The organism is Streptococcus sobrinus DSM 20742 = ATCC 33478 (assembly GCF_000686605.1).
GTDB lineage: Bacteria > Bacillota > Bacilli > Lactobacillales > Streptococcaceae > Streptococcus > Streptococcus sobrinus.
This window is the reverse complement of record NZ_JMLC01000009.1, coordinates 35300-54150: the sequence shown is the minus strand read 5'-3', so window position 1 is coordinate 54150 and position 18851 is coordinate 35300. Positions and strand designations below refer to the sequence as shown.

Sequence of the window (18851 nt, the reverse complement as noted above, 5' to 3'; positions counted from 1 at the left end):
ATGAATCAGCGCTAGGTCCTACTTTCCTTTTCTTCCTATCTAATCATGAGCGAACGAATATAATTATGGCGTCGCATCCGTCTCTCTTGATAGTTGTACTCCTGAGCAGCTAAGAAAGCCATGAGCAGGACAAGCAACTGGCTCAGATAGAGACTGGCTTGATAATCAAGCCCCATGAGCAAGTCTACAAGCATGGTCAAGAGGGTCCAAACCATGGCCAGATGGTAAGAGAGGTAGCTGGCAAACTTCCGACTTTTAGGAGCGAGGAGATTTTTGACGAGACCAAATAGGACTAGACCTGTCACTAGAAGATTGAGGACTAGGCCTATCAAAACTAGACTGGAGTGAGGTTTGAAGAGGCTCAGCGGATCTGCCTGGGACAGGGATTTTCCTAAAAATAGATGCGCCACTAAGACAAATGAGGTTAAAATAAGGGAGAGACCTTCAAGTACTATCAAACCTCTGTTGGATACTTTGTATAGGTCTCTATTTTTCCAATTTTTAAACATAAATATTCCTTTCAATAAGTTAAGAAAATGGGAAATTAAAATTTCTCTTTTTCTACGGCGACCACTAGGGTGGTTTGCCTAAACTTCTTACTAAGCCAGATAAGCGACCATGATCGGCTCGCTTATCTGACTGTCGCTAAGTTTTTACAGGAGCATTATAAAACGGAAAGTCATAAAAAAATAGCGACATAGATGTCGTCTGACAGGAATGTCGCTTGTTATCAACTATTAGAGGGCATCTTGGTTAATCCAGACTGAGACGGATTGTCCTTGGACTGGGAAGTCAGCCCAGCCGTCCTGATCAATTTCAACACCATCTGGGCAATTTCCCATAATGTCGACAAAGGTTTTGCCGGCGTTTGCGTTCCCTATCTCAATCCGTTTAGAGCTGGCATCTTTATTAGAGATGACGACTGCGCAACCTTCTGGGTGTTCCTCATCACCCTGATTAACCCAGCCAATACAGTTGGGATCATCAAAGTAGTCCATTTGATCTCCATAGACGTGATTCTTACGGACATAGAGGAGTTTGTCCAACTCCTCTTGGAAGTCCTGCTGAGCAAAATCACCAGAGATACCATAGTAGTCACCGTAGAAGACACAAGGTAATCCCTGTTGGCGAAGAAGGATCAAGGCATAGGCTGTGGGTTTAAACCACTCTTCCACACAAGACTCCAGAGCTTGACCTCTCTGTGAATCGTGATTATCCACAAAGGTTACGGCAAAGGTATCCGAATTCTGCATCAGGCTGCCTTCTAAGATTTGACTGAGGTCATAATTTTCCTTCTGCTTGCTGGCTTCAAAGAGATTCATATGGAGAACGACATCGACCAGATCAAAGACTCCCTGAGTCTCTTCAATATAATCCAAGTTAGCCTGGGCATCTGGCTTCCAGTATTCGGCAAAGGCATAAAGATCGGGCTTGACTTCTTCTTTGACATAGTTAATAAAATCTGTCATAAAGCTGGCCTTGATATGCTTGACCGCATCCAGACGGAAACCTGAGACACCAGTTGTCTCAATAAACCATTTGACCCAGGTCTTGAGATGGTCCACAACCTCAGGGTGTTCAAAATCAATATCGTCGAACATGAGGTAGTCGTAGTTACCATTCTCATTATCAACCTGACTGGTATCCGCCCAGCCCTTATTGATACCTTGAATCATATAGATCCCCCTTTGGTTATTGAGGGCATCATAGTCAACGCCGGTGAAATGGTACCAGTGCCACTTGAAATCGCTATAGGTGTCCTGACGGCCGGGAAAATCAAATTCAGTCCAAGCTTCGATTTCAAAAATTTTAGAAACCATCTCCATGCGATTTTCAGGATTGACCTGAACTACCTTGAAGCGCTCCTTCTTATCCCCACTAGCCTTGTGATTGAGGACAATATCGGCCATGGTTCGGATATCTAAATCTTCTAAGGTTTTAATAGCCTTGAGATAATCTTCTTTGGTCCCATACTTGGTTGCCACGGTTCCTTTTTGGTTAAATTCTCCCAAGTCATAGAGGTCATAAATCCCGTAGCCGACATCTTCTGGACCCGTTCCCTTAAAGGCAGGTGGTAACCAGACCATACTGATGCCTATGTCTTTAAGATGTTGGGCATCGTCAGTCAAACGCTGCCAGTGCTTGCCATCCGCTGGTAGATACCATTCAAAATATTGCATTAAAGTGCTATTAGTCATAAGTTTCTCCCCTTAGTCATAGCTGAGTTGGGCGAGCAAATAAAATCGTTCAGCCAAATTACTGTTTTTCTATCCTTCGAAAATCAAAACTAGCTAATGAACAAGGCAGGTCTATATCTTTGTATCTGGACTTGCTACAGGAACTGTCATAACAGTTCTTTAGATCTCCAAAGAACTCCCAAAGGAAAGCAGCAAGGAGACTTCATCTTTTTCCACAGAGTCTTAGGTGAGGCCAATTTGAGAAGTTAGTGAGGAAGCCAAGAAACGCCAAAGTGATTGCCCTTAGACATCGGATTCATTATAGGCTGTGGCCTTTGCTTTGTCCCACTTTTGATTTTCATTGACTATTAGTTTAGCACACCCAGCTGGATTTTGAAATAAAAAAGGAGAGGGACTAAAATCAATGGCTAAGCCATAGTGGATTTTCCCACTTCCCTAATTATGACAATTCTGACAGGTACAGCTTTTTAGCAGCCACCTCAGAGACTAGACTGGCGTTTGTTAATGCCGTGATTGAGGATGATGTCGTGCTCGTCCAATTCTTCCTTGTTCATGATTTTAGTCAACATCCGCATGCTGACAGCTCCTAAGTCATAGATAGGCTGGCTGATGGAAGTCAGATTTGGACGGGTATATTTGACGACTGGGGAATCGTTGCCAGTGATAATTTCAAAATCATCTGGAACTGATTTACCGGCGGCAAAGAGACCATTAAGCAAACCGGCAGCCAGTTCATCCTGACCAACATAGGCTGCTCTTGCTCCAGAATTGAGAACTCGCTTAGCCAAAGCAAAGCCCTCCTCATAAGAATAATTGGCTTCAAAAACCAGACTCTCTTGGAATTTAATGCCTGCATTTTTTAGGCCAGTCTTATAACCCGTCAGGCGAAGCTTACCATTGATATCATCAATCAAGGGGCCTGACACAAAAGCAATTTTCTTGTGGCGCTGAGCCAAATCCGCAACCGCATCATTGGCAGCCTGTTCCTCATCAATGTTAACACTTGGAAATTGCTTATCAAGATCAACAGTCCCTGCTAAAACAACGGGTGTACGGGAGCGGGAAAATTCCAGACGAACCTTATCGGTCAGATGGTGCCCCATAAAAATAATGCCATCTACCTGCTTGGCAAAAAGGGTGTTGATAACGTTGATTTCATTATCATCATTCTCATCGCTAGAGGCAAGGACAATATTATATTTGTACATGGAAGCAATATCGTCAATCCCCTTAGCCAGAATTGAAAAATAGCTGTTAGCAATATTAGGAATGACAACCCCCACCGTGGTGGTCTTCTTACTGGCCAGACCACGGGCAACTGCATTAGGACGATAGTCCAGCCGATCAATCACCCCAAGAACTTTCTTACGGGTATTTTCTTTGACATTTTTATTTCCATTAACAACTCGGCTGACAGTCGCCATAGAAACACCAGCTTCACGCGCTACATCATAAATGGTAATGGTATCATCAGTATTCATGTGAGCTCTCCCTCTTTATCAGATTAATGACTCTGGGCTGCCTTTAACTTTTGTAAAGCAGCTGCAGATTTATATGAAAATTACGCTTTCACCGTTATATTATCACATCTTGTAAACACTTTCAATCATTACGAAGCATTTTTTTGAAATTTTTGTATGCCCTTTCAATTTTTGTCCGACAGGATTCTGATAGTCAATGAAAAGAAAGAACTATTTTTGCTATTTCTTGGGTACTATATAAAATCTTAGGAAAAGAAAAAGTGGACAAGCCACTCTTCTATATCTGCCCCACATAGCTTAATCCAAATGTTTGAGGACGGCCTCCATCTTAGAAATGGCCTCAACAGGGAGGGCTGTGTGAGGATATTTCTGGTTAAAGGAAAGAAGAAAATCCTGCCTAATTTGCATTCTCTCACGAATTAGCTGCTTGTAGCGATGATCAAAAGGAGGTACTGGATATTTTTCCAGCTCTAGGTAATTAATGCCTTTGAGGGAACCAAAAGGCTTGAAGGTCCCTTGACCATCAACGACAGACTCAATAATGCCTAAGGAAACTTCCTTGGGAATGTGCTTGCCCATGTAGAGACCGGTATTGATGATATAGCAATCAACACCCGATTCAAAGAGGGAGCAAAATTTTCGAAAATCTTCGACCAAGGGATAAACTCGGAATGGATTGGCGAAGGGCTCGATAATCAAGTCCTTCTGCTGGCCTGAGAGATTTTCGGCATTGGACCGCTTGGTCATCAGGGTGCAGCCCATGGTGGTCGCCAAAACAGGGTCATCAATTTTAAGCAGGGGAGGCAGGCTATCATCCTTCATAATCCAAAAGATGGCCTTGATGGGCTCGTCAATCCGGTCCACCCGATTCGGGGTCGCATAGCGGGACTTGACCGTCCGCCCATTCCCATTGCGAATATCCTCAGTGACCAACTTCTTGCGGCCATTAGCATCCAGCGTCACGCCACAATTTTGCACGGTCACAAAGTAATCCTGTTCCCGATGACCAGTTGGATAATCATTGGTCTTATCAAAATAGGAGGGTTCTAGGGCAATGGAGGAGCCATCCTTGGTTGAGATGATAAAGGCATCATCGTGGAGCACTTGGATGTCATACTTACCATTATGTTTGGCATGGGTCAGGGTTGACTTACCCGAACCAGACAGGCCAAAGAAGGAGGCAACATAGTCCTGGTCTTCCTTGGCAAGCTTTTTCCTGAAAATTTTCAAACCTCCGTGGCAGGCAACATAGTCATTCCTAGCAGCCGTACTCCAAGCCAGAGTCAGGGTAGCTTTCTTGAGCTCGCCAAAGTAACGCAGGCCCAAAATCATGGCACAATTATGGCGGACATCGAAGTAAACCAAGCCATCTGGATAATCGGGATGAGACCAGTCAGGATCAAAGAAAATGAAGATGTCATTTTCATCGTATTGTTTGGAAGCAACCAAGCGGTTCTTGAAGGTCTCGTCCAAAATTTGAAAATTGAGGAGCCAAGAGTAAAGATTAGGACTTTCATCCTCAGGAACCATGAGATGGGCACGTACCATAAAATCTTCATCCAGACCGACCACAGCTGATGAACGGTAGAAAGGCTTCTGTTTGGCCTGCAGGACCGCGTCCCGCACTAGGGAAAGGAGCTTTTGGTCCTCAGCTGGATTTCGACCGTAAATCCGTCTAGCTCTGGCAGTTCGGCCTACTACTGCTCCTGAATTGGTCAAAAGCACGCGAGCATAGGAGGGTAGGCCTAACTCCTTGGTGTGGATAATCGGCATATCTAAAATGACCGTTCCTGCAGCTGATGAAGCTAGCTGATAAGCTTCCTCCAAACTCTTAATGGGTTTAACATGATTTTCATAAAAAGCCGTTTCAATCACAGTTTTTAAAGGAGAAAAATAAGGGCTCTTTGCCCGCATTTCCTCATCAGCAAATTCTCGACGTGTGACCATTGACTAGTCCTCCTACTCTTGAGATTTTTCCCAACCATCTCTTGCCAAGCGGTTGAGGATTTTTTTGAAATCGTTTTCTCGCCTTTATTTTAGCATATTTCCAAGTAAAATACTGGCAGAAACCGGCCCCCGTCTGGAAAATTTTGGTAAGCCCTTGCAATTTAGGGGATTTTTTGAAAGAATAAAGGCAAGAATTAATTCAGAAAAAGAGGTTTTGACATGTCAAAAATCAATCAAATCCGTAACTATCTCGCCCAGCATCAATCCCGCTTGGCGATTATTTCTGACCCTGTCACCGTCAACTACCTGACTGGTTTTGACTGCGACCCCCATGAACGTCAGATGTTTCTCTTTGTCTACAGCGACAACAATCCTATTCTTTTCGTTCCTGAACTAGAGGTAGCCCGGGCTTCCCAGACGGTTAATTTCGAGGTCATCGGTTATCAGGATGCTGAGAATCCTTGGCAAAAGATTCGTTACAACCTACCGAGAATTGATTCCAAATCAATATTTGTCGAATTTGACCACCTCAATGTGACCAAGTTCAATGGCCTGCAATCCGTCTTTCTAGGACGTTTTGAAAATCTGACCCCCTACATTCAAGAAATGCGGCTGATTAAGTCCACCGATGAAATCAACAAGATGCTGGTGGCTGGGGTCTATGCCGACTACGCCGTTAAGGTCGGTTTTGACAATATCCGAGCTGGTCGGACGGAAATGGACCTGATAGCTCAGATTGAATTTGACCTCAAGAAAAAAGGCATCAGCCAAATGAGCTTTGATACCTTGGTTTTGACAGGGAAGAATGCGGCCAATCCTCATGGCATTCCTGGGAAGAATCCGATTGAAAATAATGCCCTCCTGCTCTTTGACCTGGGCGTGGTTTGCGAAGGCTATACTTCTGACATGACCCGGACAGTTGCCGTCGGTCGGCCTGACCCCTTCCAGGAAGATATCTACAAGCTCTGTCTAGAAGCCCAATTAACTGCCCAAGATTTTATCAAACCTGGTGTTACAGCCAGCGAAGTCGATGCGGCCGCCCGCAAGGTTATTGAAAAAGCAGGTTATGGAGACTACTTCAACCACCGCCTGGGCCACGGCTTGGGCATGGATGTCCACGAATACCCATCCATAATGGCTGGTAACGACCTGGTCATCCAAGAAGGCATGTGCTTCTCAGTTGAGCCAGGCATCTATATTCCTGGCAGAGTCGGTGTCCGGATTGAGGACTGTGGCTACATCACCAAGGACGGCTTCAACCCGCTGACCCAAACACCTAAGAAGCTCCAATATTTTGAGCTCTGATTTTAAATTAGCTATAGAAAAAGCGAAGTCCAAGCAGGGCTTCGCTTTTTTGTATTCTTTAAAACCTGAGGTCTTAGTCTAAGAGCATGTGTCTGACTTGATCAATCTTATCTTCCGGTAAAACGACATTGATAGCATTGCCAAGGATAAGCTTGGTACCGCCCGAGACGATGTGGCTCTTGCCATTTTCTCGCTGGCTGGTAATGAGGACATCCTTGGGCAATTCCAGTTGATAGACGGACTTGCCGGCAATTTTTTCAGAAACAGGGACTTCAATCCAGGTCAGCGGACTATCATCATCGTGAGGATGGTCACCTTCAAGAAGACTTTCCAGCATGGCTTCATAGACTGGAGCTCCGCCTAGCAGGTCCATAACAATATAGGCCAGCAGGGTTGTCGTGCCCAGAGCCATGAGGTGGTGGAGGTCACCGACCATTTCACAGACCAAAATCATGGCGGTCAGGGGAGCCTTAGAAATGGCCCCAAAGTAGGCACTCATACCCAGAATAATGAAAATGGGGAATTCGCTCTGAGAAATCCAGCCAAGATGGAGAAAGATGCTGCCAAAGAAGGCCCCCAGACAGGCTCCCAGGGTCAGGATAGGCAGGAAGATTCCGCCAGGTAGGCCAGAGCCGTAACTCATCATACTGTAAAAATAGCGAAGCAAAAAGAAGGCTAGGAAGTAAAGCACTGGAGCCTGGAGAGAAGAGAGCGAGCGAACAAAGGCATTTCCCCCACCCAAAAGCTGGGGAGCAAAATAACCTAGGGGCATAATCAAGACGAAGGCAATCAGGCTATAGTACTGAGGCTTGAGGTGGAAAATTTTTCCAAGATAGGTGTAATAGCGGCCCACCCGTAAGACCAACCACTCATAATGATAGGCCAGGAAGCCAAGGAGAATGCCCATGATAACAAAAATGATATAGGAGGACAAACGTGGTGTCGGCAGGTTATCTGGCATGGCCAGAACCGGTGTCTGTCCGAAAACTCGCAAGGAAATCAGATTAGCGGTCAGACTGGCTGACAGGGCTGTAATCCAAACCCGGCTGGAAAAATGGTGGTAGACCTCTTCAACCACAAAGAGGAGACCAGCAATGGGGGCATTAAAGGCGGCAGAAACCCCTGCTGCTGCACCGCTGGCAATCAGGGTGCGTTCCTCTAACTTACTGAGCTTGAGATAGCGAGCCAGGCCCTTGCCACTAACTGCACCGACCTGGATGCTGGGACCTTCCCGCCCCAGCATGAGACCGCTGGAAATTCCCAGCACGCCCGCTAGGAATTTTTTCCAGAGGATGGACCACCAATTCTGGCTCATCAAACCCTTGAGTTCAGCCTCAACCTGAGGAATTCCCGAACCCTTGATGTCTGGCTCCGACACAATCAAGCGACCGATAATAAGGCTAAAAAATAGATAAATAAGAAGAATGGCCATTAAAATCCAAGGAGCCTTGTGGGCCAATATAAATCCCTTTTGGAAGCGGTCAAAAATCAGGGTAATGAAATAACGAAAAAGGCTGACTGTAAATCCTGAGAAGAGGCCAACTAAAATGCCTCGAAAAACGGAGGTGAGAATTGAACTGGATAAATAGCCAAATTCTTTCCGTTGATTTTGCATGATAACTCCTTTTGTTAGTGATGATTTTTATAGAGCCGGCTAAAAGAGTAAGTGAAAGTCCTGAAAGGTTGATTGCCAGCGGGAAAGGATTAGGCTCAACAATCTGCCTTTTTCCCTAGCCTGACTTGATAAAAAAACAGTAAGTAAGGCAGACAATTGGACAGAGCTTGAGTTGGCTACCCATGGGGGACTTCACCTTCAACTGCAAAAATATGCAATCATAAGAAATCTGCTCCAAAAATGTTCAGGAGAACCCCGCCCTCACCGGTTTCTATTCTGCTCCTGTTTTCTTAATCCAACTGATTTTTGAAGAGATAGGCAGCCCCAATGAGATTGGCATGATTATGGTGCCGACAGGCGACGATATTGGGACGCTCAATAATGGTTTTGACAGGATTGACTTCTGCCTTGAGGCGGTCAAACTGACGATTAATTTCCTTCAGGAGCAGGGGCTGGGCACTAATGCCCCCGCCGATAGCGAAGGTTTCTAGGTCCAAGGTCGTCTGTAAATTGAGAATGGTAAGAGCGACATAGCGACAGTAATCTTCAAAAAGCGGATAGATGGACTGATCCTTCTGCGATAGGGCCTGAAAAACAGCCCGACCATCGGTCTTGTCGGCTAGACCGAGAACCTCGGCCAAACGATGAATGAGACCAACAGCTGAAACCTCGACACCACGCATTTCCTCAATCTCAATCTCGGCCAATTTTGGTGGTAACAAGAAGGTCAGCTCACCAGCTTGAAAATGGGAGCCCTGATAGAGTTGACCATTTAGCACCAGGCCACCCCCCAGACCTGTCCCCAAGACCAGGGCGGCAGCATTTTGACAGCCCTGCAAATTTCCAGTCGCCAGCTCGGCTAGAACAGCCGCCTTACCATCATTGAGGGCGGTAGCAGGCAGACCATAGGTCTTGGCAAAATAATCCCTGACCATAAATTCATGAAGAAAGGGCAGGGTGCCCCTATAATAAATAATGGACTGATCGGTGTCAATGGTTCCAGGTGCACTTATGGCAATCCCAGAAATCTGCAATCGGACCGGTTGAATGAGACCATCAAGCAGGACCAGACAGTCTGGCAAATTGTCCGGTGAGGACAAAGGGGCAAAGGTCGCCTGAATTTGGAAATCATCAGAAACTAGTCCTGACTTGATTTGCGTTCCTCCTAAGTCGATAGCTAAAATGCTCATAAGTCCCCCTTTTCTTAGCGATAGTTTTGGAAAAGCAAAAGCTTCGAGTGACAAAGCAGACCCAGACTGGTTGACCTTGGACCTTCCTCACCTTGGCCAAGGCACCCTTTGTCCCGCCTATTGATTTTCATTGAGAATGGATACTATAAATTAATCTTATCACAATTTTTCCTAAGATTGGCAGGAATTTTCGGAAAATGTTATGATGAAGGCACATAAGGAAAGGCAGAGGGTAGGAATTGATTTGGCAGGATCAGCACCCTTCTCTTGCCCCCTAATTTTAAGGCCTGGGGCTATCTGGTCCAGCGGACTGGGTGCTCTCGTCTCCGTCCAGTTGATTATCACTTATCTGGCGAGGGAGAGGACATTCCACCAATTACTGCCCCAAGGTGACTTATTCAAAAAATAATGAGGCTGGCCATTTGGCCCGCTAATTTAGCCTCAGAAAGGTAGGTAAGACATGACTAAAGATGCCATCAAAAAGCAAATTCGGCAGGCCTTTGACCGTCGGGTAGCTGTTCGTGTTTACAAGGACGAGGAGATCCCTCGGGAGGATATGGAAGCCATCTTAGATACAGCCTGGCTCAGCCCCTCTTCCATCGGCCTAGAAGGTTGGCGGTTCGTCGTCTTGGATCGCCAACATATCAAGGGACTTGCCCCTGAACTTAAAGAAGTTGCCTGGGGTGCCCAGTACCAGCTGGATACGGCCAGCCATTTTGTCCTCCTCTTAGCAGAAAAGGCTGACCGTTACGACAGTCAGCCCATTCGAGAAAGCCTGATTCGCCGAGGTATCACAGTCCCGGCCGACCTGGAGGCTCGTTTGGCACGCTATAAGATCTTTCAAGAAGAGAATCTAAAGTTGGCTGACAATCCTCGGGCCCTCTTTGACTGGACGGCCAAGCAGACCTACATTGCCCTAGCCAATATGATGACCTCTGCTGCCCTGATGGGAATTGACTCTTGCCCTATTGAAGGTTTTGATTATGATCAGATCAATGCCATCTTGGCCAAGCACCAGATTATCAAACCTGATAAGGAAGGTATTGCCAGCATGGTTTCCTTTGGTTATCGTCTGCGAGACCCCAAACACCCAAGAAGTCGCAAGCCGAGGGAAGATGTCATCACTTGGTTGGACTAATCCCTTAAGCATCATTATTAGAAAGAGAGTCAGCACTTATGAAATTTTTACACACCTGCGTTCGTGTCAAGGACCTAGAAGTCTCCATCAAATTTTATCAGGATGCCCTCAATTTTAAGGAAGTCCGACGCAATGATTTCCCTGAATATGAATTTACCCTAGTTTACCTGGCCTTTGAAGATGACCCAGACTACGAACTGGAATTAACCTACAACTACGGCCATGGTGACTATGACCTAGGTGATGGCTATGGCCATATCGCTGTTGGTGTTGACGACCTGGAAGCCAGCCACCAGGCTCACCAAGCAGCTGGCTACACCGTCACCGACCTAAAGGGCCTACCTGGCAAACCCAAGATGTACTACTTCATCACTGACCCAGACGGCTATAAGATTGAAGTGATACGGTTGAAACAATTTGTTGAACAATAGAAAGAAAATAAGCTCCGCAGTTGCCTTAGGAACAAGGGTTACTGTGGAGCTTTTTCTGGTTGACAAATTCCGCTGGAAATTTTATATTTAATTAAACTAATGGTTTAATTAAATATAAAAAGAGGAAAAACTATATGGCTAGACGAAAAAAAGAACCTGTGGAAGACCATCGCAGGACTGTTGCCCAAGCTGCCCACCAGCTTTTTAGTAGCAAGGGACTGGCAGCGACAAGTGTTGATATGATTGCCAAAGCTGCAGGCTACAGCAAGGCAACCCTCTATGTCTACTTTAAAAATAAGGAAGAAATTTTCTTTTCCTTGGTCTATAAACACAATCAAACTTTACACCAGACTATCAAAGAAATTATTGATAAAAGACCTAAGAATCAGACTGATTTTCAGGTCAGCTATCTGGAAATATGTCGAGTACTTCAGGACTTATGCCAGCACTACCCCCTATATTTCGAAGGGATGATTGGGCCTATTAAGCTTGACCTTGACAAGGAAGAAACGCCTCAAGTCTACAAGGATATTTATCAGCTGGGGCTGGAGACCAACCAGCTCATTAGTCGGTTTGTCCAATACGGTATCGAGCTTGATTATTTGCAAGAGGGCCTGAATATTAATCATGTGACTATCTTTTTCTGGAGTGCTCTTTCAGGAATCATCCGCATGGCTGAAAATAAGAAGGCCTATTATCAATTGCTGGGCCTAGATAATCAGGATTTTTTCAATGAGGAGTATCTGAATCTCTTGCTCACTTTTAAGAAAGGATAGCTAATCATGAAAAAAAGAATCCGTTTGACTTTTCTGATAGTGTTTATGGCCGTTATCATTACAGGAGGTGCAACCATGCTTTCTATTGGAAAGAAGGCTACTATTCAGACCGACATCCACTTAAAGGGTGTCCCATCAGATATTGAAGAAGCTCTCTACTACGGTTCTTTTGCAGCCAATTCCCATAACACCCAAAGCTGGAAAGTTGCCTTGAAACCTAAACAGGGTCAGCTGACTATTTCCTTGGATAAGAAGCGTTCTCTGGACGTTGTTGACCCTAAAAATCGTGAACTTTATATTTCTCTGGGTTGCTATAGCCAATCCTTGAAGATGGCTTTTGAAGCCTATGGTTACAAGGTCGACTTAGAGCAAACATCTCCTTCGGCGAACAACCACTATCAAGCCATCATTTTTAACTTTCAAAAAGATCAGCATAAAAAGATGAACCAAAAGCAAATCGAGCTCATCAAGAAACGTCATACCGATAAAAGAAAGTTTTTGACTAAGAAGCTTGATAGGGGCTTTATTGCTCAAGCAACCAAGCGATATAAGAATCTCCACTACTATCCTAGGTCAAGCCAAGAATTTACCTATCTAAAAGACGGCAGTATCAGGGCGGTCAAAAAACAATCGAGTAATCCAGACTTTTTAAAGGAGCAAAGTGACTGGCTAAGATTTTCCAACCAGGAATCTAAGGAAAAGAAGGACGGTATTTCTGGAGATATGTTAGGACTCAATCCTCTTTTAAAATCCTTATACTTTATGACCACCAACCATGAGACTGCTACTGGCCAAGGCTTCGCCAAACAGAGTCTGTCTACCTTGGAAAAACAGGTCAATAACTGTGCTGGCTTCTTTGTCATGACAGGAAAGCAGACCCTAGAAAATTGGATTGCAGCTGGGCGACAAGTGCAAGCTTTTTGGTACGACTGCACCGAGAAAAATATCGCCATCCAACCCATCAGTGCTATGATGGAAGTTCCCAGCTATAACAAAAATCTTGAAAAAGACTTGCAACTTAATCAGCCTGTTCAGATGATTTTACGAGCAGGACAGGTTGAAACTTACGGTGAAAATTCAGGTGTCCGCCGTGACTTGACAGACTATATTCAGGTTAAAGATTAGTAAGCCACCTTATAAATTCGAAAGCAAAAACAGGCAGCCATCAACTGGTTGCCTGTTTAATGATTTATTTCTACCGCCCATTAAAATTCTTCATGACCCGCTTCATATCACGTTCTTGGTCACGGCGTTTGATGGACTCGCGTTTGTCATAGTCGTGTTTCCCTTTGGCTAGGCCCAGCAAAATCTTGGCGAAGCCACGCTTGATATAGACCTTGAGGGGTATCAGGGTCATCCCGCTACCTTTTAGTTCATTCTCCAGGCGGGAAATTTCCCGCTTTTTAAGGAGGAGCTTGCGGGTCCGCTCAGGGTCTTTGTTCCAGATGTTGCCCTGCTCAAAGGGAGCAATATGGACATTGATCAGCCAAGCCTGACCATTTTTTATCTGGGCGTAGCCATCCTTGAGCTGGATGCGAGAGGCCCGGACCGACTTAATCTCAGTCCCAGTCAGGACCATGCCAGCCTCAATGGTATCAACGATGTTATAATCGTGTCTAGCCTTTTTATTCTGGGCTAGGACATTATCATTTTGACTTGATTTTTTAGCCATAATTCTCCCTTCTTACAGACTTTATTCACTAAATATCAAAAACTTATTTTTGATATTTTCTAAGGTAGCGGACGGAAGCAAACTCCTTCAGAGTTTCATTCCTAATTTTTGAGCCTAAAGTCTCAAAAATCCCGTTATAAGTGACAGCGGACGTGTCACTTATAATTCCACTACGGCGAAAATATCAGATTTAGCTCACTTCGTTCGCAGATTATTGGCAACAGAACCTTTTATTTATAATCAGTTTCAAGTTTTGATATTAACTTTGCCTTTTTAACTTGCAGGCTCGGCCAGCCAGGGAACGCTTCCCAATACTGCCAGCGAAAATTAGCGTTTTTTACGCCGGCGACCGGACTCCCGACCCTTTTTATCGTTGTGAGGGCGGTTTTGGTTCTTGCGTTTGTCAGGCTTTTTCTTCTTGTGGTCCTTAGGCTTCTTGTCCCACTTGCCCTTGCTGGACTGGTCCTTGTCGCCAAAGCGATTTTGCTTCTTGTCAAAACGGCGTTTGCCTGAACCTTGACGATTGCGGCGAAATTCCTTGGCCTTATCCTCACGGGCCTTTCTGGCCTGTCTGTCAACCTTTTCAATGACATCAAGGTCACTTGGCAGGTAAGCAAAGTCAATATCACCCGTTTCCTTATCAGCTCGGGTCAATTTGACCTTAATCTTCTGACCGACCCGGAAGACCTTGCCAGATTTTTCCCCTTGCAGGGTCATGGTCCGCTCGTTGTAATTGTAAAATTCCGGCAGGGTGGTAATGTGAATCAGCCCTTCAATGGTGTTGGGCAGTTCGATAAACATACCAAATTTAACCACGCTGGCCACCACGGCTTCGAATTCTTGACCGACTTGTTCAGCCATGTATTCGGCCTTCTTCATGGCCTCAACTGTCCGCTCGGCATCAATGGCCCGGCGTTCTAGGGTTGAGGAAGAGCTTGCCAATTCTGGAATGACTTCCTGGAAGTGCTCCTTCTTCTCCTCGGTCAAATCGCTGTATTCCCGCACCATGCGGTGAACCAAGAGGTCGGGGTAACGGCGAATAGGACTGGTAAAGTGGGTGTAGTAGTCCGCAGCCAGACCATAGTGGCCATGGTTGTCTTCCGAATAGCGGGCCTGCTGCATAGAACGTAGTAACATCATGGACATGACTTCATGACCGGGCTGACCGGCAATCCGAGCCATAAATTCCTGTAGGGCCTTCTGGCCTAGGCTATTGGCCGTTCCATAGATGGGCACACCAAAGAGGGAGGCATAGTCCATGAACTTCTGCAATTTCTCAGCCTTGGGGGTTTCGTGAATCCGGTAGATGAAAGGTAATTTTCGCTTAGCGAAATGCTCAGCCACGCACTCGTTGGCCACCAACATAAAGGACTCAATCATCCGCTCAGCCGTTCCGCGGTCGCGGACGACGACATCGGTTGGCAGCCCCTTGTCATCCACTAAAATCCTTGCTTCAGGACGGTCGAAATCAAGGGCACCCCGCTTAATCCGCATCTCCACCAGAATCTTGTGGAGCTCAGCCATGTAGCTGACAGACTCCATGATTGGCTTAAACTGGTCAATGACTTCCTGATTGCCAGTCAACATCTGATTGACATCATCATAGGTCATGCGGAAAGTCGTCTTAATCATGGTCTGGATGATGGTGTGTTTGATAACCTTCCCTTGGGGATTGATTTCCATGATAGCTGACTGGGTCAGACGGTCCACATTGGGATTGAGGGAACAGATACCATTGGACAGGCGTTCCGGCAACATTGGCACCACTCGGTCGGTGACATAAACAGAAGTCCCACGAGCGACAGCTTCCTTGTCCAGGGCTGAACCTTCGGTCACATAGTAGGAAACATCAGCGATATGGACACCCAGTTCAAAGTTGCCATTGGGCAAATTCTTGATATGAACCGCATCGTCCAAGTCTTTAGCTTCCTTACCGTCAATAGTAAAGGTGACTTCATCCCGCAGGTCCAGGCGACCTTCAAAATCGCTCTCGGAAGGGGCATCAGGAATAGCTTCTGCCTCGGCCATGACGGCTTCTGGAAATTCAGAAACAATGTCCATGGATTCCAGCACTTCCAGCACATCAATCCCGACATCGTCCTTGTGGCCGACAATATCAGACACATGGGCGACAAAATAATCGTGGTGGCGGGTCGGATACTTATCAATCTCAACCTTGAGAACCTCGGTTCCATCTAGGGCTACCGGTTCTTTTTTGATGTAGATCTTTTGAGAAATCTTCTGGTTCTTGGACTTGATATAGCCAGCATAGGGCGGGCGTTCATCATCGAGAACGAACTTACCGACCACGGTCTTGAGAGCTCGGTCAACTACATCAACGACCCGTACTTCGGCAGCCGTTCCCTTCAAGCGGTCAGCTGGCTTCTTGACCACAACCTCAACGGTATCGCCGTCGATGGCATAGCCGACATCATTGCGGCCGATGAACATATCCTCTTCGTCATCACTGACATGTAGGAAACCAAAGCCGTTCTTATTGGCCCGAAAGACTCCCTGAATGGTAATGTCATGCTTTTTCTTAGTGACTGCCTTACGCAGGGAGACATAGCCGTCCTGATTAAAGCGAAGCTTCTTATTACTCTCCAGCTTGGAGATAACCTTGATGAGCTCAGGGAATTTCTGGGCCCCTGCCATATCTAGAGCAGCCGCCAAATCATTGACGCTGGACTTGCCCTGCTCCTTTAAATAGTTAATAATTTGTTCTTCCATAGTCTTTTTGGGTGGACTAAACTTAGTTAAGGCCACCCTTTCATCCTTTTACTTCTTGATAGATTTTGAACATCAAAAGCCCCAAGGGAGAGGCCAGCCCAAATTTCGCCTTAGGACTGACCGACAGAAATTACTACAGAGCTCTCTCTTAGGCCTCTGTTCCCTTACTGGCTGAAGCCCTTGCTCCAGCCGACTTTTGATTATCATTTATGATGTTTTCGTGGGGAAATTTCTATAAAAAAGGAGCCAACCAAGTCGTCGGCTCACCTTTGTCATTACTTACTTGATAAAATCGCAAGCACTAGGGCATCCAGCAACCAAAGGAAGGTTAGGACACCGGTAAAGCGTTCCATGAAGGCCTCAAATCCACGGGCTTTTGTTCGCTCGAAGAGGGCTTCCGAACCGCTGCTATCAAATACATTACTGCTTGGGTTCTTCTGTGGCTGCATAAAAATCGCAATAATCAAAATCACAGACATGACCAAGAGAGCAGTCAGTAGAATGTTATACATATTTTTCCTCCACTATTGTCCTAAGTAGTTTATCATAAATGCCCCTAAGATTCAAGATGGAGGGTTACTTTTCGCTCCTTGGGACAGTACTTGGGCACCTGAATTTTTTCAGGATGGTTGGCCTTATTTTTTGAGGTCAAATAATTGATACTCCCGCAAGAGCTGCATTTCAAATTTATTTTAATCCGCACTAGATTTCCTTAACTTTCAAATAATGTCTAAAATTGATAAAACTCCAAGAGAAATTGACAAAAACGATGAGGGAGGTAGCATAGAAGACCCAGTGATAGCCCAAGAGGGCCGCGACACTAGAGCCGATGAAGGGACCGATGACCTGACCCATATAGGTGAAGGTCTGATTATAGCTAAAGATGCGAGAAATCCCTTCCTTGGGCGTAATCTTAGTCAGGAGGGAATTGACACTAGGCATGAGGGCACCAGTTCCAAAGCCATACATAAAGCGAAGCAGGCCTAATTCCAGCGGCGTCTTGGCATGGGCAAAGGAAAAGTACATACAAAAGCTATAGAAAAGGGCAATTAAGAGGAGACGGTGATTGCCAATCCTGTCACCAATCTTACCAAGGAATGAGCTAGACAGCATGCTGGAAAAACCCATACTAGAGACAATCAAGCCTGAAACAAACATGAGGTTGGTCGTCTGACCTAGATGACGAATATAGAGGGTCAAGATTGGGGCGATGGATTGAGCTGAGACCTGAATAATCATACTGGTCACAAAGAGCCCCAGCATAACCTGACGGTTCTTGACCTGCTTGAGCAGCTCCCTGGTTGGCAACTCATGCTCCTTCTTAACAGGAACGAAGTCTTCCTTGATTAAGAAAATGGTCATCAGATTGAGGGCCAAAAGGAGAAAACCGACACCCAAGAAAATATTGCGAATGCCCAGCAGGTCGGCAAAGTAGCCACCCAAGAGGGGACCAATCAGGGTCCCCGCTGTTACTCCTGTTGCCAGGGTCCCTAGGGCAAAGCCCAGCTTATTTTTGGGAGCCTGACTGGCAATCAGGGCTGTGGAATTGGGTACATAGCCTGAAAACATCCCATTGAGCAAGCGGAGGGTCAAGAGCCAAAAAACATTGGGCACAAAGGCTAAGCCTCCCATCGTGAAGGCCATGACCAGACTGGCCCGAATCATCATGGGCTTGCGGCCATAGCGGTCAGCTAGGCCCCCCCAGATGGGAGAGACCAGGGCCGAGGCTAGAGCAGAAATAGAAACCGACAGGCCCGCATAGAGCTCCACCTGACCTGGCCTCGCCCCTAACTGCTCGACAAAGATGGACATAAAGGGCATGACTAACGAAAAACTAGCCCCCGTCAGGAAATTCCCCAACCAGGCCACCTGCATATTTTGTCGCCAATTGACCGTGGCAATACTCGCACTTTGAATAGGTCATCATCTTCTTTCTGGAATTCATCTGCTCCCTATTATAGCACAAGTTAGGAGGGGAAAATTTATCAGTCGCTTGATTTTTTTATGAATTTGGGCGGAAGGGAATCACTAGTTAGTGGTGTTAGCTGACTTGGTAGAAGTGGCATGTGGAGGTGCCATCACAAACTAACTAATAATCATTAAGTTTACTTCCAAAATAGCACTCCAAAGCAATCCAAAACTAGAGTTGTTCTGGACGGCTTTTAAAACCGAATACAATCAAAAGTATCACTCTGCCCTTACCTCGTCGGCTATGAATTTCTAAGGTTTTAGCAAGACATGACCATGCTAGAGCTGTCAGTTGAAAGCTTTGAACTTCAAAGAGTATAAAATCACCTTGGGCTGAAATCACTAATTAAAGATATTTTCTTACCTCTAGAAAATCGTCCTTGAACTCGGCTAAACAAAA

General features: G+C 45.7%; 17 protein-coding genes. 6 read left to right on the top strand and 11 right to left on the bottom strand.

Annotated elements, in window-relative coordinates:
* Positions 1-35 precede the first annotated feature (35 nt).
* The 4 genes from BS63_RS0104560 to BS63_RS0104545 form a co-directional block, all read right to left on the bottom strand.
* Positions 36-509 carry a hypothetical protein gene (locus tag BS63_RS0104560; protein WP_002961202.1) on the bottom strand — a complete coding sequence of 158 codons (474 nt, stop codon included), beginning with the start codon at positions 507-509 and terminating at the stop codon, positions 36-38.
* Positions 510-737: 228 nt separating this feature from the next.
* The gene (locus BS63_RS0104555; protein ID WP_002962651.1) at positions 738-2198 is read right to left on the bottom strand and encodes an alpha-amylase; all 1461 of its coding nucleotides are present in this window, start codon (positions 2196-2198) and stop codon (positions 738-740) included.
* A gap of 479 nt (positions 2199-2677) precedes the next feature.
* Positions 2678-3679 (bottom strand): catabolite control protein A, encoded by a 1002-nt coding sequence (gene ccpA / locus BS63_RS0104550; protein WP_002962649.1) that lies wholly within the window; start codon positions 3677-3679, stop codon positions 2678-2680.
* Positions 3680-3976: 297 nt separating this feature from the next.
* Entirely contained in the window at positions 3977-5626 is a 1650-nt protein-coding gene (locus BS63_RS0104545) for a phosphoenolpyruvate carboxykinase (ATP) (RefSeq protein ID WP_002962647.1), read from the bottom strand.
* Between the two features lie 219 nt (positions 5627-5845).
* Here BS63_RS0104545 and BS63_RS0104540 point away from each other — a divergent pair, with 219 nt between their 5' ends.
* Entirely contained in the window at positions 5846-6931 is a 1086-nt protein-coding gene (locus BS63_RS0104540; protein ID WP_002962646.1) for a M24 family metallopeptidase, read from the top strand.
* Positions 6932-7004: 73 nt separating this feature from the next.
* On the opposite strand, the gene BS63_RS0104535 is transcribed toward BS63_RS0104540, so the two are convergent.
* Both BS63_RS0104535 and BS63_RS0104530 read right to left on the bottom strand, forming a co-directional pair.
* Positions 7005-8546, bottom strand: coding sequence for a ClC family H(+)/Cl(-) exchange transporter (locus BS63_RS0104535; protein ID WP_002962644.1), 1542 nt, complete (start codon positions 8544-8546; stop codon positions 7005-7007).
* 290 nt (positions 8547-8836) lie between these two features.
* Positions 8837-9736: an ROK family protein gene (locus BS63_RS0104530; RefSeq protein ID WP_002962642.1), complete on the bottom strand. Its 900-nt coding sequence runs from the start codon at positions 9734-9736 to the stop codon at positions 8837-8839.
* A gap of 202 nt (positions 9737-9938) precedes the next feature.
* Here BS63_RS0104530 and BS63_RS0104525 point away from each other — a divergent pair, with 202 nt between their 5' ends.
* The 5 genes from BS63_RS0104525 to BS63_RS0104505 all read left to right on the top strand — a co-directional run bounded on the left by BS63_RS0104525 (position 9939) and on the right by BS63_RS0104505 (position 13206).
* Positions 9939-10145, top strand: a complete 207-nt coding sequence (locus BS63_RS0104525) for a hypothetical protein (protein ID WP_002962639.1) — start codon at positions 9939-9941, stop codon at positions 10143-10145.
* A 51-nt stretch (positions 10146-10196) separates the two neighbouring features.
* Complete coding sequence (locus tag BS63_RS0104520; protein WP_002962637.1) at positions 10197-10874, top strand: NAD(P)H-dependent oxidoreductase; 678 nt, start codon at positions 10197-10199, stop codon at positions 10872-10874.
* Between the two features lie 38 nt (positions 10875-10912).
* Positions 10913-11305: a lactoylglutathione lyase gene (gene gloA / locus BS63_RS0104515; protein ID WP_002962635.1), complete on the top strand. Its 393-nt coding sequence runs from the start codon at positions 10913-10915 to the stop codon at positions 11303-11305.
* A 134-nt stretch (positions 11306-11439) separates the two neighbouring features.
* Positions 11440-12081 (top strand): TetR/AcrR family transcriptional regulator, encoded by a 642-nt coding sequence (locus BS63_RS0104510; protein ID WP_002962632.1) that lies wholly within the window; start codon positions 11440-11442, stop codon positions 12079-12081.
* Positions 12082-12156: 75 nt separating this feature from the next.
* Positions 12157-13206: an Acg family FMN-binding oxidoreductase gene (locus BS63_RS0104505; protein ID WP_002962630.1), complete on the top strand. Its 1050-nt coding sequence runs from the start codon at positions 12157-12159 to the stop codon at positions 13204-13206.
* A 70-nt stretch (positions 13207-13276) separates the two neighbouring features.
* Here the strand turns inward: BS63_RS0104505 and smpB are convergent, their stop codons facing one another.
* From smpB to BS63_RS0104485, 5 genes are all read right to left on the bottom strand, one after another.
* Positions 13277-13753 carry an SsrA-binding protein SmpB gene (smpB, locus tag BS63_RS0104500; protein WP_002962628.1) on the bottom strand — a complete coding sequence of 159 codons (477 nt, stop codon included), beginning with the start codon at positions 13751-13753 and terminating at the stop codon, positions 13277-13279.
* A 327-nt stretch (positions 13754-14080) separates the two neighbouring features.
* The gene (gene rnr, locus BS63_RS0104495; protein WP_002959997.1) at positions 14081-16483 is read right to left on the bottom strand and encodes a ribonuclease R; all 2403 of its coding nucleotides are present in this window, start codon (positions 16481-16483) and stop codon (positions 14081-14083) included.
* A gap of 275 nt (positions 16484-16758) precedes the next feature.
* On the bottom strand, positions 16759-16995 hold the full coding sequence (gene secG, locus BS63_RS0104490) for a preprotein translocase subunit SecG (protein ID WP_002959995.1): 237 nt from the start codon (positions 16993-16995) through the stop codon (positions 16759-16761).
* Between the two features lie 44 nt (positions 16996-17039).
* On the bottom strand, positions 17040-17186 hold the full coding sequence (gene rpmG / locus BS63_RS1000000111750) for a 50S ribosomal protein L33 (RefSeq protein WP_002959992.1): 147 nt from the start codon (positions 17184-17186) through the stop codon (positions 17040-17042).
* A complete protein-coding gene (locus BS63_RS0104485) occupies positions 17186-18358 on the bottom strand; it encodes a multidrug efflux MFS transporter (protein WP_002959990.1) in 1173 nt (390 codons plus the stop codon). The genes rpmG and BS63_RS0104485 overlap by 1 nt, the downstream gene beginning before the upstream one ends.
* Positions 18359-18851 lie beyond the last annotated feature (493 nt).

Excerpts from the sequence above, each read along its gene's own strand:
- BS63_RS0104545 (WP_002962647.1), bottom strand. The coding sequence starts at position 5,626 with ATGGTCACACGTCGAGAATTTGCTGATGAGGAAATGCGGGCAAAGAGC.
- BS63_RS0104540 (WP_002962646.1), top strand. The coding sequence starts at position 5,846 with ATGTCAAAAATCAATCAAATCCGTAACTATCTCGCCCAGCATCAATCC.
- BS63_RS0104560 (WP_002961202.1), bottom strand. The coding sequence starts at position 509 with ATGTTTAAAAATTGGAAAAATAGAGACCTATACAAAGTATCCAACAGA.
- rnr (WP_002959997.1), bottom strand. The coding sequence starts at position 16,483 with ATGGAAGAACAAATTATTAACTATTTAAAGGAGCAGGGCAAGTCCAGC.
- BS63_RS0104555 (WP_002962651.1), bottom strand. The coding sequence starts at position 2,198 with ATGACTAATAGCACTTTAATGCAATATTTTGAATGGTATCTACCAGCG.
- secG (WP_002959995.1), bottom strand. The coding sequence starts at position 16,995 with ATGTATAACATTCTACTGACTGCTCTCTTGGTCATGTCTGTGATTTTG.
- smpB (WP_002962628.1), bottom strand. The coding sequence starts at position 13,753 with ATGGCTAAAAAATCAAGTCAAAATGATAATGTCCTAGCCCAGAATAAA.
- ccpA (WP_002962649.1), bottom strand. The coding sequence starts at position 3,679 with ATGAATACTGATGATACCATTACCATTTATGATGTAGCGCGTGAAGCT.
- BS63_RS0104535 (WP_002962644.1), bottom strand. The coding sequence starts at position 8,546 with ATGCAAAATCAACGGAAAGAATTTGGCTATTTATCCAGTTCAATTCTC.
- BS63_RS0104505 (WP_002962630.1), top strand. The coding sequence starts at position 12,157 with ATGCTTTCTATTGGAAAGAAGGCTACTATTCAGACCGACATCCACTTA.
- gloA (WP_002962635.1), top strand. The coding sequence starts at position 10,913 with ATGAAATTTTTACACACCTGCGTTCGTGTCAAGGACCTAGAAGTCTCC.
- BS63_RS0104525 (WP_002962639.1), top strand. The coding sequence starts at position 9,939 with ATGATGAAGGCACATAAGGAAAGGCAGAGGGTAGGAATTGATTTGGCA.
- BS63_RS0104510 (WP_002962632.1), top strand. The coding sequence starts at position 11,440 with ATGGCTAGACGAAAAAAAGAACCTGTGGAAGACCATCGCAGGACTGTT.
- BS63_RS0104485 (WP_002959990.1), bottom strand. The coding sequence starts at position 18,358 with ATGCAGGTGGCCTGGTTGGGGAATTTCCTGACGGGGGCTAGTTTTTCG.
- BS63_RS0104520 (WP_002962637.1), top strand. The coding sequence starts at position 10,197 with ATGACTAAAGATGCCATCAAAAAGCAAATTCGGCAGGCCTTTGACCGT.
- BS63_RS0104530 (WP_002962642.1), bottom strand. The coding sequence starts at position 9,736 with ATGAGCATTTTAGCTATCGACTTAGGAGGAACGCAAATCAAGTCAGGA.